The 15,342-nt window shown below is 74.3% G+C and carries 13 protein-coding genes and 1 rRNA gene; all 14 read left to right on the top strand.

Features of this window, described 5'->3' with window-relative positions:
- The first annotated feature begins 59 nt into the window (after positions 1-59).
- Positions 60-176: ribosomal RNA gene (gene rrf, locus VIB11_RS07345) — 5S ribosomal RNA — on the top strand.
- 733 nt (positions 177-909) lie between these two features.
- A complete protein-coding gene (locus tag VIB11_RS07350) occupies positions 910-1,641 on the top strand; it encodes a tetratricopeptide repeat protein (RefSeq protein WP_332029838.1) in 732 nt (243 codons plus the stop codon).
- 7 nt (positions 1,642-1,648) lie between these two features.
- Positions 1,649-2,680 carry an HAD-IIA family hydrolase gene (locus VIB11_RS07355; RefSeq protein WP_332029840.1) on the top strand — a complete coding sequence of 344 codons (1,032 nt, stop codon included), beginning with the start codon at positions 1,649-1,651 and terminating at the stop codon, positions 2,678-2,680.
- Positions 2,681-2,725: 45 nt separating this feature from the next.
- Complete coding sequence (locus VIB11_RS07360) at positions 2,726-3,706, top strand: hypothetical protein (RefSeq protein ID WP_332029842.1); 981 nt, start codon at positions 2,726-2,728, stop codon at positions 3,704-3,706.
- Positions 3,703-3,993, top strand: a complete 291-nt coding sequence (locus VIB11_RS07365; protein WP_332029844.1) for a hypothetical protein — start codon at positions 3,703-3,705, stop codon at positions 3,991-3,993. The genes VIB11_RS07360 and VIB11_RS07365 overlap by 4 nt, the downstream gene beginning before the upstream one ends.
- Complete coding sequence (locus VIB11_RS07370; protein ID WP_332029845.1) at positions 3,990-4,805, top strand: TlyA family RNA methyltransferase; 816 nt, start codon at positions 3,990-3,992, stop codon at positions 4,803-4,805. Before VIB11_RS07365 ends, VIB11_RS07370 begins: the two co-directional genes overlap by 4 nt.
- Entirely contained in the window at positions 4,802-5,749 is a 948-nt protein-coding gene (locus tag VIB11_RS07375) for an NAD kinase (protein ID WP_332029847.1), read from the top strand. Before VIB11_RS07370 ends, VIB11_RS07375 begins: the two co-directional genes overlap by 4 nt.
- 108 nt (positions 5,750-5,857) lie before the next feature.
- The gene (gene recN / locus VIB11_RS07380; protein WP_332029849.1) at positions 5,858-7,804 is read left to right on the top strand and encodes a DNA repair protein RecN; all 1,947 of its coding nucleotides are present in this window, start codon (positions 5,858-5,860) and stop codon (positions 7,802-7,804) included.
- 155 nt (positions 7,805-7,959) lie between these two features.
- On the top strand, positions 7,960-9,144 hold the full coding sequence (steA, locus tag VIB11_RS07385) for a putative cytokinetic ring protein SteA (RefSeq protein WP_332029851.1): 1,185 nt from the start codon (positions 7,960-7,962) through the stop codon (positions 9,142-9,144).
- Entirely contained in the window at positions 9,141-10,079 is a 939-nt protein-coding gene (locus VIB11_RS07390) for a copper transporter (protein WP_332029853.1), read from the top strand. Before steA ends, VIB11_RS07390 begins: the two co-directional genes overlap by 4 nt.
- Positions 10,080-10,088: 9 nt before the next feature.
- Positions 10,089-10,907, top strand: a complete 819-nt coding sequence (locus tag VIB11_RS07395; protein ID WP_332029855.1) for a hypothetical protein — start codon at positions 10,089-10,091, stop codon at positions 10,905-10,907.
- Positions 10,908-10,928: 21 nt separating this feature from the next.
- Positions 10,929-12,560, top strand: coding sequence for a lipid II flippase MurJ (locus VIB11_RS07400; RefSeq protein WP_332029857.1), 1,632 nt, complete (start codon positions 10,929-10,931; stop codon positions 12,558-12,560).
- Positions 12,560-13,642, top strand: a complete 1,083-nt coding sequence (locus VIB11_RS07405; protein ID WP_332029859.1) for a glycosyltransferase family 4 protein — start codon at positions 12,560-12,562, stop codon at positions 13,640-13,642. The genes VIB11_RS07400 and VIB11_RS07405 overlap by 1 nt, the downstream gene beginning before the upstream one ends.
- A gap of 44 nt (positions 13,643-13,686) precedes the next feature.
- Positions 13,687-15,342, top strand: a 1,656-nt coding sequence (locus tag VIB11_RS07410; RefSeq protein ID WP_332029861.1) for a CTP synthase, incomplete at its 3' end; no start/stop codon positions are given.

Here is a 15,342-nt window from a genome sequence, read left to right on the forward strand (position 1 = left end):
GAAACGGTCGGGAACCCGGCCGGCACCACGCCGGCCACCGATTGACATCTCCATAGAGTTTCGGCTGTCATAGCGAAGGGGAAACGCCCGGTCCCATTCCGAACCCGGAAGCTAAGCCCTTCAGCGCCGATGGTACTGCACTGGTGACGGTGTGGGAGAGTAGGACGCAGCCGAACATACTTTCCGAAAAGGGGGCCCTGCAGCGCAGGGCCCCCTTTTCCGCGTCATGGTCCAGGTTCATGGTCCGCGTCACGGTCCGGGGTCAGATGACACACCCTTACCCCGTCCGTCCGATCCGCGCAGCTGCCACGTGGCGAGGGCACCGCGCCACGGCACCAGCTGCCCCGCGGCGGAGCCTGCGGGCGCGGGGCATAGACCGGCGCGCACGACCATGACAGGCGCGACCGGGCCACACGACGGGCGTGACCGGGGCGGGAACCGGCAGGCGCGGGTCCGGTGGCGCTTCCGTAGACTGCCAACCGAACTACTGCACAGCGAGGAGACTTCGTGTCCGAAGACAAGCCAGGCCGCCGCGGACCCTCCGGGGGACGCCCGTCGGGTGGGCGCGACAGCGGCCGCCCCTCCTCGGGGCGCGGGGGCTCATCCTCGGGCCGGGGCCGTGACGGCGACGGCCGCGGCGGGAGCGGTGGCGGCAGCTGGGGCGCAGACGAGCGGCGCACCGGGCAGGGCCGCCCCAGCGGTGGTCGGTCCGCCGGCAGGGGTGACGGACCCCGCGGCGCCGGTGGACGACAGGGTGGTCCTCGGGGCGGGGCGGCGCGTCCTGACCGGGATGCGGGCGGCTTCGACACCAGCGAGCGCAGGGGCGGCAGCCGCCTGGCACCGAAGGCGCCGCGCCTTCCCGAGCCGCGGATCAACGAGGGCGTCACGGGCAAGGAGCTCGACCGCGGAGTGCACCAGCAGCTGCGCACCCTGAGCAAGGAGAACGCCGAGGGTGTGGCCCAGCACCTGGTCATGGTCGCGGCGATGCTCGAGGCCGAGGACTACGTTGCCGCCGAGGCCCACGCGGAGACCGCGGTCCGCAGAGCGGGGCGGGTTCCGGCCACCCGCGAGGCCCTGGGGCTGGTCGCCTACCGCAAGGGCGAGTGGGCGCGGGCGCTGAGCGAGTTCCGCACGGCTCGACGGCTCAGCGGGTCCTCGCACATGCTGCCCCTGATGGTCGACTGTGAGCGTGGCCTCGGCAGGCCCGAGCGGGCTCTCGACCTCGCGACCTCCCCGGAGGCCCGGACCCTGAGCCTCGAGGAGCGGATCGAGCTCGCGATCGTCGTCTCGGGCATCCGCCGCGACCTTGGTCAGCCCGACGCGGCGCTCCTGGCCCTGCAGATCCCCCAGCTGAAGTCCAGTGTCCGCAAGCCGTGGTCCGCACGGCTGACCTACGCGTATGCCGACGCCCTGCTCGAGAACGGCGACGAGGACGCTGCCCGTGACTGGTTCGCGCGCGCCGCCCAGTTCGACGACGACGGCGAGACCGACGCGGCCGAGCGGCTCGCCGAGCTCGACGGCATCGTGATGACCGACCTGCTCGAGGGCGACGAGGACGAGGGTGACGAGGACGCGAACCGGGGCGCCGGCGGCGACGAGGCTGTCGGCGCGGACGCGACCGAGGACGAGCGGCAGGGCTGACCTGGCGATGTCGCCGCAGGTGGCCCTGCTGGAGGCCTACGCCGCCGTGGTCTGCGACCTCGACGGGGTCGTCTACCGCGGCCACGCGGCGGTGCCGCACGCGGTCGAGGCGCTCTCGGCGTGCCCGGTGCCGGTGCTGTACGCCACCAACAACGCGTCGCGTGCGCCGCTCGAGGTTGCCGCACATCTGCGGGACCTCGGCCTCACGGGGGTCGGGGAGAAGGACGTCGTGACCAGCGCGCAGGCGGGCGCGCGGCACCTCGCCCGTCACCTGCCGTCCGGGTCGAGGGTGCTCGCCGTGGGGGGCCCCGGGGTGGCCGAGGCGCTGACCGGCGAGGGGTTGGTCCCGGTGTCCCCGCACGAGGCACGCCTCGCCGACCCGGGGGCGGGCTGTGCCGCCGTGCTCCAGGGCTACGGCGCGCAGCTGACCGCCGCGGATCTCGCCGAGGCCGCGTATGCCGTGCAGGCGGGCGCGCTGTGGGTGGCCACCAACACCGACGGCACCCTTCCCACGGACCGTGGGACTGCCCCGGGCAACGGCACCCTCGTGGCGGCCGTGGAGCGGGCAGCCGGCAGCTCGCCCGTCGTGGTGGGGAAACCGCACGCGCCCCTCTACCTGCTGTGCGCCGAGGTCGCGCACGACGATCCCTCGTCCATGCTCGCGATCGGCGACCGCCTGGACACCGACATCGCCGGGGCGGTCGAGGCGGGAATGGACTCCGCTCTCGTCCTCACCGGCGTCGACTCCGCGGTGTCCCTCGCGGGGGCCCGGGCACCCATGCGCCCGACCTACCTGCTTGCCGACCTGCGTGGCCTCTCCACGGCATACCTCGCACCCCAGCCGGCGGGCGACGGCTGGTGGGTGTGCGGCAGCCACCGTCGCCGTGTGGTGGGTGGGACTTGGGAGGCGGACGGCGGTGCCGGCCGGATCGAGGTCCTGCGGACTGCGGTGGCGGCCGTGCACGACGCCCTGGACCGCGGCGACCTCGGCGAGGCCGACGCGCGCCGGCTGGTGTCGGAAGTCCGTGCCCCGCAGTAGCGTGACCGACGATGGGCAACAACGCGTCGACGGCAAGGAGGAGCCATGGCGTCTGAAGCCGTGCGCGGCTGGGTGCAGCTCGCCTCAGGCCTGGGGGAGCTGACCAGGGCCCGGGCGCTCGAGGCAGCACAGGGCCTCCTGGCGCTGCCCGGTGCCGAGGAGGTGGGCAAGCGTGCGATGCAGGCCTCGACCCTGGCCGACCAGCTGCTCGCTGCAGCGAAGGCCAACCGCGCACACCTGGTGGCACTCGTGCGCTCCGAGGTCGAGTCCGCGCTGCGGCGCGGCGAGTTCGCGCGACATGCTGACGTGGAGTCCGCGCGCGCGGCGCTGGCATCGCTGACGCACGAGGTCGACGAGCTCAGGGCGTCCCTCGCGTCGGCTGCCGCGCGCATCCCGCTGGCTGGAGCCATTCCCGGGGTGCCGTCGGCAGCGGTCAGCACGGCGCCACGACGGGCCCCCGCCGCGGTGCCGGCGCCGCCTGCGCGCACGCGCACTGCCGAGACCGCCGCCAAGAAGGCGACTGCCAAGAAGGCGACTGCCAAGAAGGCGACTGCCAAGAAGGGGACGGCCAAGAAGGGGACGGCCAAGAGGGGTACGGCCAAGACCGCCGCCAAGAGGGCGACTGCCAAGAAGACGACCGCCACGAAGACCGCGCGGGCGGTGGCGAAGAAGACGGCGCCGCCCCCAGCCGCCGAGGTGGGCGGCTCCACGGTGGCCGAGGGCGCCAGCCCGGCGCGACCGGACGTCACGGCGGTTGAGACGATGACTGTGCCGCCGGCTGAGCAGACGGCGGCGGTCGACGAGACCGGGGCGGCCCCAACGGAGCGGGACGTTGCCACAGAGCAGGTGGTGGCCCCGGAGCAGGCGGAGGCACCGGACGTCGCACCACCGGTGGGGTCGGCGACTCCCGTCGGCGCGGACGAGTCCGGGGCGACGGAGACACCCCGGGCCGACGCGACTGCTCCGGCGGCTCCCGACGAGCCGCCACCGGTGGACAACACGGCAACGAGGACGAACGACACATGAGCGAGCACAGCGACCACACGACCGAGCCCGAGACGCGCGCGGCCACGCCGCTCCCGGGCCCGCCTCCCTCCGCGGTGCCCCGACCACAGGCGTCTCCGCAGCCCGGCCCACCCCCGGGCCGGCCTGCCGGGCCGGTGGGCGAGGGCGAGACCGGGGACCCAGCCATCGACGCCGCGCTGAAGGACCTCGCGGACGCTCCCGCCGACGATCTCGATGCACAGATCGCCGCCGGCCAGCGGGTGCACCAGACCCTGCAGGGTCGCCTGTCCGACCTCGGCGGGGCGTGAGCGACCACGGGCGGCTCGACGCCGAGCTGGTCCGCCGCGGGCTCGCCCGCTCCCGGGGCCAGGCCCGCGAGCTGATCGACGCGGGTCTGGTCAGCGTCGCCGGGCGCGTGGCGCGCAAGCCGGCGGCCCCGGTCTCCGCGGGCGATGAGCTCGTCGTGCGCGAGGCCGGGCCGCGCTGGGTGAGCCGCGCGGCATACAAGCTCGTGGGTGCGCTGGAGATCTTCGGACCCCTGGGGCTTGACGTCCGGGGCAGGCACTGCCTCGATGTGGGCGCCTCGACGGGCGGGTTCACCCAGGTGCTGCTCCGCCACGGCGCCGGGCACGTCATCGCTCTCGACGTGGGCCGCGACCAGCTGGTGCCCGAGCTGGCGGGGGACCCGCGCGTGAGCGAGCGCTCCCAGACCACTGTGCGGGGACTCCGGGCCGAGGACATCGGCGGGCCGGTCGACGTCCTCGTCGCCGACCTCAGCTTCATCTCCCTCACCCTCGTGCTCGAGACCTTCCGCTCCCTGCTGCGGGACTCCGGCGACGCCGTGGTGCTGGTCAAGCCACAGTTCGAGGTGGGCCGCGCCCGGCTGGGCAAGGGGGGCGTCGTCCGGGCCCAGGGCGACCGGGCCTGGGCCATCACGGAGGTCGCGCGTGCGGCGCTGGAGGCGGGCCTCCACCCGCGTGCCCTGGCGCCCAGCCCGATCGAGGGTGGTGAGGGAAACGCCGAGTACCTCCTCTGGCTGACCCCTCGTGCGGCCGGATCGCTGGGATGGGAGGCTCTGGTCAGGAACGCCGACCAGGTGACGCTGAAGGGAGCTTCGTGACCGACGCCGCGCGCCGACGCATCCTGCTCGTCGCCCACCCCAAGCGCAAGGAGGCCCACGACCTCGCCGCTGGGGTGGTGCAGCGACTGCATGACGCGGGCATGGAGGTCGTCGTGCTGCGCGATGAGGCGGCCGCGGTTGACCTGGCGGGCAGTCCCAACGTCACGCTCGCGAACCCGGAGCACCCCGCGACCGGCTGCGAGCTGGTGTGCGTCCTCGGCGGCGACGGCACGATCCTGCGCGGCGCCGAGATGTCGCGGGGGACCGGCGCGCCGCTCCTCGGCGTCAACCTCGGCCACGTCGGGTTCCTCGCCGAGTCCGAGCGCGAGGACCTCGACGCCACCGTCGAGCGCATCGTGGCCCGTGACTACGCGGTCGAGGAGCGCATGACGCTCGACGTGGCCGTGAGCCACGACGGCGACCCGGTCTACTCCAGCTGGGCGCTGAACGAGGCCTCGGTCGAGAAGGCCTCACGGGAACGCATGCTCGAGCTGACCGTCGAGATCGACGGGCGGCCCCTGTCCACCTGGGGCTGCGACGGTGTGGTCATGGCCACCCCCACGGGGTCGACCGCCTACGCCTTCTCCGCGGGCGGGCCGGTGGTCTGGCCGGACGTCGAGGCCATGCTCCTCGTCCCCATCAGCGCCCACGCGCTCTTCGCCCGCCCGATGGTCGTCGGCCCGAGCTCCCACCTGGCCCTCGAGGTCGTCGCCGACACCCAGGGCTCGGGCGTGCTGTGGTGTGACGGGCGCCGCGCCATCGATCTCCCGCCCGGCGCGCGGATCGAGGTGGTCCGCTCCGACACGCCCGTTCGCCTCGCCCGGCTGACCTCCTCGCCGTTCACCGACCGCCTCGTCGCCAAGTTCGACCTGTCCATCCACGGCTGGCGCGGCGCGGCTCGGCGCGAGCAGCGGGCCGGCACGACCGCCTCGCTGTCCCCCTGACCCCACGCGCGGCTGATCGGTCGCTCATGGGTCGCTCATGGGCCGCTGCAGGGGTCGCAGCACGAGTCGCTGCCGGGTGGCGTCGGAGCCGTGTGACAGGCTGGGCGCGTGCTGCAGGAGATCCGCATCCAGAACCTCGGCGTCATCGATGACGCCGTTCTGGAGCTGCACCCCGGCCTCAACGTCGTCAGTGGCGAGACCGGCGCCGGCAAGACCATGGTCGTGTCCGGTCTGGGCCTGCTGCTCGGTGCCCGCGCCGACGCCGGGCTGGTCCGCGCCGGTGCCGCCTCGGCCGTCGTCGAGGGGGTGGTCGGCGTGGGTCCGGAGCACCCCGCGACCCTGCGCGCCACGGAGGCGGGGGCCGACGCCGATGACGGGCTGGTCCTGGTGCGTACCCTGACGGCCGAGGGTCGCTCGCGGGCGCACGTGGGCGGACGCTCCGCGCCGGTGGGCGTGCTCTCCGAGATCGGAGAGCACCTCGTCGCCGTCCACGGGCAGGCCGACCAGTGGCGGCTGCGGCAGGCCGACCAGCACCGCGTCCTGCTGGACCAGTACGCCGGGGAGGGCGTGGCGGGACCCCTGGCGCGCTACCAGGGGCTCTACGACGAGCTCGAGGTGGTGCGCCGTGAGCTGACCGCCCTGCGGGAGGCCACCCGCGACCGCGCCCGCGAGGTCGAGGTCCTCCAGCTGGGCCTGGAGCAGATCGAGTCCCTCGACCCCCAGCCCGGTGAGGACGCCGCCCTGCGTGCCGAGGACGACCGCCTGAGCCATGCCGAGGGCCTGCGAGCCGGCGCCGAGGAGGCCCGCCTCCTGCTGGCCGGCGCGGAGGAGGAGTATGCCGCGGAGCCCGCTCCCAGCGTCATCGCGGCCATCGTCGCGGCTCGCTCGGCGCTCGCCGGCCTGCTCGACCACGACCCCGCCCTGCGTGACCTCGAACGACGACTGGCCGAGCTCGGCTACCTCGCCGCGGACCTCGGCGCGGACCTCAGCAGCTACCTCTCCGACATCGACCTCGACCCGGCCCGGCTCGCGTGGGTCCAGCAGCGCCGGGCCGACCTCGCGGGGCTGACCCGCAAGTACGGCGAGACCGTTGACGACGTGCTGGTCTGGGGCAGGGACGCCGCCGCCCGGTTGGACTCCCTGCTCTCCGCCGACGACGCCCTCGAGGAGCTCGAGCGCCGTGCACAGGCCCTCACCGCTGAGCTAGGGTCCGCGGCCGCCGAGGTGAGCGCGGCGCGGTCGGGCGCCGCGGACCAGCTCGCCGCGGCGGTGACCGCCGAGCTGGCGCACCTGGCGATGGGCCGGGCCGTGGTCGAGGTGTCGGTCACCACGCGCTCGGTGGACGACGGTCTCGCCGTGCCAGGCCTCGGCGACAGCGTGCGGTGGGCTCGGCACGGGGTGGACGAGGTCGAGATCCTGCTCGCTGCCAACCCGGGCGCACCCGCACGGTCGGTGGCCAAGGCCGCCTCGGGTGGTGAGCTGTCCCGGGTCATGCTGGCGCTGGAGGTCGTGACCGGCGCGCACGGCGGTGCCGAGGTGCCGACGTTCGTGTTCGACGAGGTGGATGCGGGGGTCGGCGGCCGTGCCGCCCTCGACATCGGCGCCCGGCTGGCGGCTCTGGCCCGCCATGCCCAGGTGATCGTGGTCACGCACCTCGCCCAGGTCGCCGCGTTCGCCGACCGCCACCTCGTGGTGAGCAAGAGCAGCGACGGCCACGTCACCTCCAGTGGTGTGGTCTCGGTCGACGGCGACGCGCGCCTGCGCGAGCTGGCCCGGATGATGGCGGGGGTGGACTCCGCGACGGCCCTCGACCACGCCGCGGAGCTGCTGGCGCAGGCAGGGGAGCGCCAGGGTCGGGAGCGCCACGACGGGGAGGGGCAGACCGAGAAACGCCAGCCGGGAACGGCCCGCCGCAACGGGTCCCGCACGGCGTCGTCAGCTCGTGGCGCGGCCCAGCAGGGCACACGGAAGGGGCGCCAGCCGGCACAGGATGCCCGGGGCTCGGCACGGGAGAGCGCCGACCGCGCGGGCAGCAGGGGCTCGGCGCCAGCCTGAGCGCACCGCAGCGCCCGACCCGCCGGCGACGGCGACCCCTGCGTCATCCCGGCCGGCCGGCCCGAGGCGGGTAGTGACGACGCCCACAGGGGCAGCCGATCCGGCGCCCGCGTGGGTGTCCGGGGCATGCCGTCTGGCATGGCACGATGGGGATGATGCCCCTGAAGATCCCACGCCAGCGTGCCCGCGAACCGGAGACTCCCGGTGTTCGTGGCGCCGTCCGCGTCGACGCCCGCACGAAGGATCTCACCAAGCGGCTGCGCCCTGGCGAGATCGCCGTGATCGACCACCAGGACATCGACAAGGTCAGCGCGGAGGCGCTGCTGGCCTGCCGGCCGGCAGCCGTCGTGAACGCCTCGCCGTCGATCTCCGGGCGGTACCCGAACCTCGGCCCGGAGATCCTCGTCGAGGCCGGCATCCCCCTGGTCGACAACGTCGGCAAGGACATCATGCACGACCTCAAGGAGGGGCAGCTCGTGTCCGTCGTGGGCGGCGACGTCCTCCTCGACGACCGGGTCGTCGCCACCGGCACCGAGTTCGACCTCGACATCGTGGAGGCCGAGATGGGCGAGGCCCGGGCGGGCCTCGCGGTGCAGCTCGAGGCGTTCGCGGCGAACACGATGGAGTACCTCCGACGGGAGCGGGACCTGCTCCTCGACGGCGTCGGCGTGCCCGACATCACCACCGAGCTCGAGGGTCGCCATGCCCTCGTCGTGGTCCGCGGGTACCACTACAAGGAAGACCTGCAGACGCTGAAGCACTACATCCGCGAGTACCGGCCGGTGCTGATCGGCGTCGATGGCGGGGCCGACGCCCTCATCGAGACCGGCCTCAAGCCCGACCTCATCGTCGGTGACATGGACTCCGTCTCGGACAGCACGCTGCGGTGTGGCGCCGAGATCGTCGTGCACGCCTACCGCGACGGCAACGCGCCCGGCCTCGAGCGGGTCCGGCGGCTCGGCGTGGAGCCCGTGGTCTTCCCCGCCACCGGTACCAGCGAGGACGTCGCCATGCTGCTGGCCGACGACAAGGGTGCCTCGCTCATCGTCGCGGTCGGGACCCACGCCACCCTGGTGGAGTTCCTCGACAAGGGCCGCTCCGGCATGGCCAGCACGTTCCTCACCCGGCTCCGGGTGGGCGGCAAGCTCATCGACGCCAAGGGTGTCAGCCGGCTGTACCGCTCGCGGATCAGCAACCTCTCGCTCGCGGTCATGCTCCTGGTGGGCCTCTCCGCCCTGTTCGCCGCCCTGTGGGCCACCCCGGGGGGCCGCGCCTTCCTGGGCGTCATCGGCGCCCGCTGGGATGACCTCTGGTCCTTCGTCGTAGGAATCTTCACGTGATCGACTTCCGGTACCACCTCGTCTCCATCGTCTCGATCTTCCTGGCCCTGGCCGTCGGCATCGTCCTGGGTGCCGGCCCTCTCAAGGAGGACATCGGGAACACCCTCACCTCGGAGGTCACCCGGCTCCGCGAGGACCGCACCGAGCTGCGGGCACGCCTGGACGAGGCCGAGAAGGCCGCGCAGGCGCGGGACGCCTTCACGGAGGCGGGGAACAAGACGCTCCTGCGCGACCGGCTCCAGGACGCCACCCTGACGGTCGTCGTGCTCCCGGGCGCCGACGCGAACCTCGTGAAGTCGACGACCAGCACCCTCGCGCAGGCCGGGGCCAAGATCGGGTCGACCGTCACCGTCCTCGATGCGTGGGTCGACCCCGAGAAGGCGACCTTCCGCTCGACGCTCGGCGAGCAGCTCGCCCCCTCGGTGCAGGTGCCGGTCGACCAGGGCGGCGAGCTCGTCAACGCGGTGCTGGCACGGTCGCTGCTCGCCAAGGCCGGTGGCGGCAGCGCCGGTGCCAGTGCTGCTCTCGAGGGCCTGCGCACCGGCGAGCTGATCCGCTACACCCCGGACTCCATCACGCCCGCCACCGGCGCGGTCGTCATCGGCGGCCCGGTCACCGGGGGCACCGCGGACGAGCGGACCGCCCGGGCCGAGTCCCTGAGCCAGCTCGCAGCCGCACTGGACGCCGCCGGTTCGGGTGCGCTGGTGGCCACCCCGGCCATGAACGGCTCGGACGACCCCCAGGTGTCCGTCGCAGCGACGGTGCGCCAGAACTCCGAGGCGTCGAAAGACCTCTCGACCGTCGACCATGCCGAGGTGCCCATGGGGCAGGCGAGCGTCGTCTTCGGCCTCATGGAGCAGTTCGCCGGCAACACCGGGCACTACGGCCTCGAGGCGGACGCCACCGCGGCCTTCCCGGCCATGGCGACGAAGTAGGGCCAGGCGATGGCTGCACGCGCACTCGCCGCGGGGGTGCTCGCGGGGGCGACCTCGGCACTCGCGCTGCGGCTGCTCCGGGACACACCTCCGGGTGGCGAGGGGCTGTGGGACCGCACCAACCACGCGGGGCAGACGGTCACGCTGCTCGAGGGCCCGGCCTTCGTGGCGGGATCGGCCCTGGCCGCCGTCCCGGCAGGCCCCGGTCCTGTCGTCGCGGCCCTCGGTGCAGGCGCGCTGGGCGCCCTGGACGACCTGGCGGGCGACGCGCGCAGCAAGGGGCTCAAGGGCCACCTCAGCGCCCTTGCCTCAGGCGAGGTCACGACCGGGGTGGTGAAGATCCTCGGCCTGGGCGTGGCAGGCGTGCTGTCCGCGGCCCTCGTCGACGCCCGGCGCGGCGCCACGGTGCGTGACGGCGGGCCGACCGCCTTCGACACCGTGGTGGGCGGTGCCGTCATCGCCGGTGCCGCCAACCTGCTCAACCTCCTCGACCTGCGGCCCGGCCGTGCCCTCAAGGCGGCGGTGATCGCGGGCGCCCTCACGGCGGCGGACCCGCGTGCCGAGGTCGCCTCGGGTGCGGCCGTCGGTGCGGCGGCGGCCCTGCTGGGCCCCGACCTCGCCGGCGAGACCATGCTCGGCGACACCGGTGCCAACAGCGCCGGCGCCCTGCTCGGCTCCGCCTTCGTGGCCCGCAGCGGCCGTCGCGGGCGGCTGGGCGCGCTGGCGGTGCTCTCGGCCCTCACACTCGCCTCCGAGCGGGTCAGCTTCACCAAGGTCATCGAGGCCACACCGGGCCTGCGCGAGCTCGACGCGCTCGGGCGGGCCTGACCCGTGGCACGGGCAGCACCGGTGCCGGAGGACGGCCGCCCCGGCGGTGTGGGCACCACGGTCGCGCGGGCGGCGGGCATCATCGCCATCGCCACCCTGTTCGCCCGGGCGGCCGGCTTCGCGCGCACCCTGGTCTTCTCCGAGAGCGTGGGCGCCTCCGAGGTCGGCAGCGTGTACCAGAGCATCAACGTCCTGCCGAACGTCGTCTTCGAGATCGCCGCCGGTGGCGTCCTCGCCGCCGCGGCGGTGCCGCTCATCGCGACCACCCTCGGGGCTGGCCGACGCGACGAGGCCGACCGGATCGCCTCAGCCCTGCTCGGGTGGACGCTGGTGGTGCTGCTGCCGCTCTCCGCGCTGCTGGCCCTGGCCGCTCCGTTCCTGAGCCGGCTCCTGCTCGAGGACGCCGCGCCGGGGTCCGTGGACCTCGGCGCGCGCATGCTCGTGGTCTTCGCGCCCCAGGTGGTGCTCTACGGCATCGGCATCGTCCTGACCGGTGTCCTGCACGCCCACCGCCGGTTCCTGGCCGCGGCGCTCGCCCCCCTGCTGTCCAGCCTCGTCGTCATCGCCGCCTACCTGGCCTACGGCACGCTCACCGAGGGGCAGGACTCCATCGCCGAGGTCTCCGGCACAGCCTTCGCGGTCCTCGCCGGGGGCACGACCCTCGGTGTGGTGGTCCTGAGCCTGCCCCTCCTCGTCCCGGCCTGGCGCACGGGCGCCCGCCTCCGCCCGACACTGCGCTTCCCGGAGGGCGCCGCCCGACGGGCGGCGGGCCTCGCCGGCGCGGGCGTGCTGGCGCTCGTGGCCCAGCAGGCAGCGGTGCTCGCGACCGTGTGGCTCGCCAACAGCCGCGGCGGGACGGGCACGGTCAACGCCTTCGCCTACGTCCAGGCTGTCTACCTGCTCCCGTATGCCGTGCTGGCGGTGCCGATCGCCACGTCCGCCTTCCCTGCGCTGGCCCACCGCGAGGGCAGCGGGGACACCGACACCGGCACCCTGACCCGCGCGGTACAGGGCATCCTCGTCCTCAGCGCCGGCGCCGCCGCGGTCCTCATCGCGACGTCCCGCTCCGTCGGCACGTTCTTCCGGAACCTCGACCGTGGGGCCGACGCGGGGCAGGGCGCCGCGGCGCTGGAGGCCATCCCGGCCGCGCTCGTCTCGTACGCGCCGGGGCTGGTCGGCTTCGCCCTGGCCGCCCTGCTCACCCGGGCCCTCTACCTCCGCGGGCGCGCGAGCCTGGCGGCCGCGGCGGTCGCCGCGGGCTGGTCGGTGGCGGCACTCTGGCCCCTGCTCACCCTGCCCGAGGACGCCGGCCCCACCGGGACGCTGCGCAGCCTGGGCTTCGCCTCGTCCGTCGGCATGACGCTGGCGGCGGTGCTGCTGGTGGTGCTCGTGCGCCGTTCCTGGGGGCCGCAGGCGCTGGCCGGCAGCCGTCGCACCCTCGCGGCAGCGGTCGTCGCCGCGGCGGTCGCCAGCGGGACGGGCGACGCGATGGCCTACGCCTGGGGCGCCACGACGCTGCTCGGCTCGGTCGCCGAGGCCCTGGCCACCGCGGCCGTCGTCACCGTGCTCTACCTCGCCGTGGTGGCGCTCGCCGACCGCACCGCCATGCAGGCGGCGGTCGAGCGGGGCCGGCGCCGCAGGGGCAGGGCCTGATGCGCGTCCTGCTCGTGCTGGGCACGACGACCGGGGGCGTGGGGCGGCACGTGCACGGCCTCGTCTCCGGGCTCGCGCGCGGGGGACACTCGGTGCTCGTCGCCGGCCCGGCCGGCGTCGAGGAGCAGTTCGCGCTGGCCGCGGCCGGCGCCCGCCACGTCCCGCTGGCCGTGAGCGACCGCCCGCGGCCGCTCGCCGACCTGCGGGCCATCTCCACGCTCGGCGAGCTGCTGCGCCGGGCCGACGTGGTGCACGCGCACGGCCTGCGCGCCGGCGCGCTGGCGTGCCTGGCCGCCCTCGGCTCGGAGGTGCCCGTGGTGGTCACCCTGCACAACGCCGCCCCGTCCGGCGCCGTGACGGGCCGGCTGTATGCCGCGCTGGAGCGGGTCGTGGCCCGCCGCGCCACCGTGGTGCTCGGGGTCTCGCAGGACCTCGTCGACCGGATGGCGACGCTCGGGGCGCGCGGTGGTGCGATCGCCGTGATCCCCGGCCCACCCCCGCCCGAGGAACCGGCCGACCCGTCCGCCACCCGGAGGGCGCTCGGGGTGGGTGAGGACTCCGTGCTGGCCGTCGTCGTCGCACGGCTGGCCCCGCAGAAGGGCCTGCACCTGCTGCTGGACGCCCTCGGCACCCTGACCGACCTGCCCCTCGAGGTCGTGGTGGCCGGGGACGGCCCGCAGCGCCCCGAGCTCGAGGCCCGCATCGAGGCGGAGCAGCTGCCGGTGCGGCTGCTCGGCCACCGTTCCGACGTGCCCGACCTGTGCGCGGCAGCCGACCTCGTCGTCTCGAGCGCCGTCTGGGAGGGGCAGCCCATCAACCTGCAGGAGGCGCTGCACGCGGGGGCGGCGATCGTCGCCACCGACGTGGGGGGCTCGGGCGCGGTCTTGGGCGGAGCGGCGATCCTCACCCCGGCCGACGACGCGCCGGCGCTCGCCCGCGGCATACGGCTGCTCGCCACGGACCCCGCAGAACGGGAACGGCTGCGCGCCCTCGCGCGCGAGCGCGCCTCGCGCCTCCCCAGCGAGGCCGACGCGGTCGAGGCGGCGCTGTCGGTCTACCGCGAGGTGGCCGACGCGCCGTGAGCCGTGGCGTCGCCGGTGCTCCCGATGACGTAGAGTTAAAGCCCGTGGTGCAGACGAAACACATCTTCGTGACCGGAGGCGTCGCCTCTTCGCTCGGCAAGGGCCTCACAGCCTCCAGCCTCGGACACCTGCTCCGCGCGCGGGGTCTGCGCGTGACGATGCAGAAGCTCGACCCGTACCTCAACGTGGACCCGGGCACCATGAACCCGTTCCAGCACGGTGAGGTGTTCGTCACCGAGGACGGTGCCGAGACCGACCTCGACATCGGCCACTACGAGCGGTTCCTCGACAGCAACCTCCACGGCACCGCCAACGTGACGACCGGCCAGGTCTACAGCCACGTCATCGCCAAGGAGCGCCGCGGCGAGTACCTCGGCGACACCGTGCAGGTGATCCCGCACATCACGAACGAGATCAAGGAGCGGATGCGCGCCGAGGCGGCCGGGTCGCCGCTGGCGCCGAAGGACGAGCCCGCCCCGGACGTCATCATCACCGAGATCGGCGGCACCGTCGGCGACATCGAGTCGCTGCCCTTCCTGGAGGCCGCCCGCCAGGTCCGTCACGACGTCGGCCGCGACAACGTCTTCTTCCTGCACGTCTCGCTCGTGCCCTACCTCGCACCGAGCGGCGAGCTGAAGACGAAGCCGACCCAGCACTCCGTGGCCGCCCTGCGGCAGGTCGGCATCCAGCCCGACGGGCTCGTGCTGCGGGCCGACCGGGAGATCCCCGAGAACATCAAGCGGAAGATCTCGCTGATGTGCGACGTCGACTCCGAGGCCTGCGCGGCCGCGGTCGACGCGCCCAGCATCTACGACATCCCCAAGGTGCTGCACACCGAGGGCCTCGACGCCTACGTCATCCGCAGGCTCGGGCTGAACTTCCGCGACGTCGACTGGACCGACTGGGACCTCCTGCTGCGCCGGGTGCACAACCCCGAGCACACCGTCGAGATCGCCCTGGTGGGCAAGTACATCGACCTGCCGGACGCCTACCTGTCCGTGACCGAGGCCATGCGCGCCGGCGGCTTCCACCACGACGCCAAGGTCCACATCCGCTGGGTCGCCAGCGACGAGTGCCAGACCGAGGCCGGGGCGCAGAAGGCCCTCGGCGGGGTCGACGCCGTGCTCGTGCCCGGTGGCTTCGGCGTCCGCGGCATCGAGGGCAAGCTCGGTGCGCTGAAGTGGGCGCGGGAGCGCGAGGTGCCCACCCTGGGCATCTGCCTCGGCCTGCAGTGCATGGTCATCGAGTACGCCCGCAACGCCGCCGGCATCGAGGGCGCGTCCTCCACCGAGTTCGACCCCCAGACGCCGGCACCGGTCATCGCCACGATGGAGGAGCAGAAGGCGTTCGTGGAGGGCGAGGGCGACCTCGGCGGCACGATGCGGCTCGGGCTGTACCCGGCGCGGCTCAAGGAGGGCTCGGTGGTCGCGGAGACCTACGGCGAGCCGGCCGTCGAGGAGCGGCACCGTCACCGGTACGAGGTCAACAACACCTACCGCGACAAGCTGGAGGCGGCCGGGCTGGTGTTCTCCGGCACCTCGCCGGACGACAGCCTGGTCGAGTTCGTCGAGCTGCCGCGTGAGGTCCACCCCTACTACGTGTCGACCCAGGCCCACCCGGAGCTGCGTTCGCGCCCGACGCGGCCCCACCCGCTGTTCGCCGGCCTGGTCGGAGCTGCGATCGCCCGCCAGCGCGAGCTG

Source organism: Pedococcus sp. (assembly GCF_036554925.1).
Lineage (GTDB): Bacteria > Actinomycetota > Actinomycetes > Actinomycetales > Dermatophilaceae > Pedococcus_A.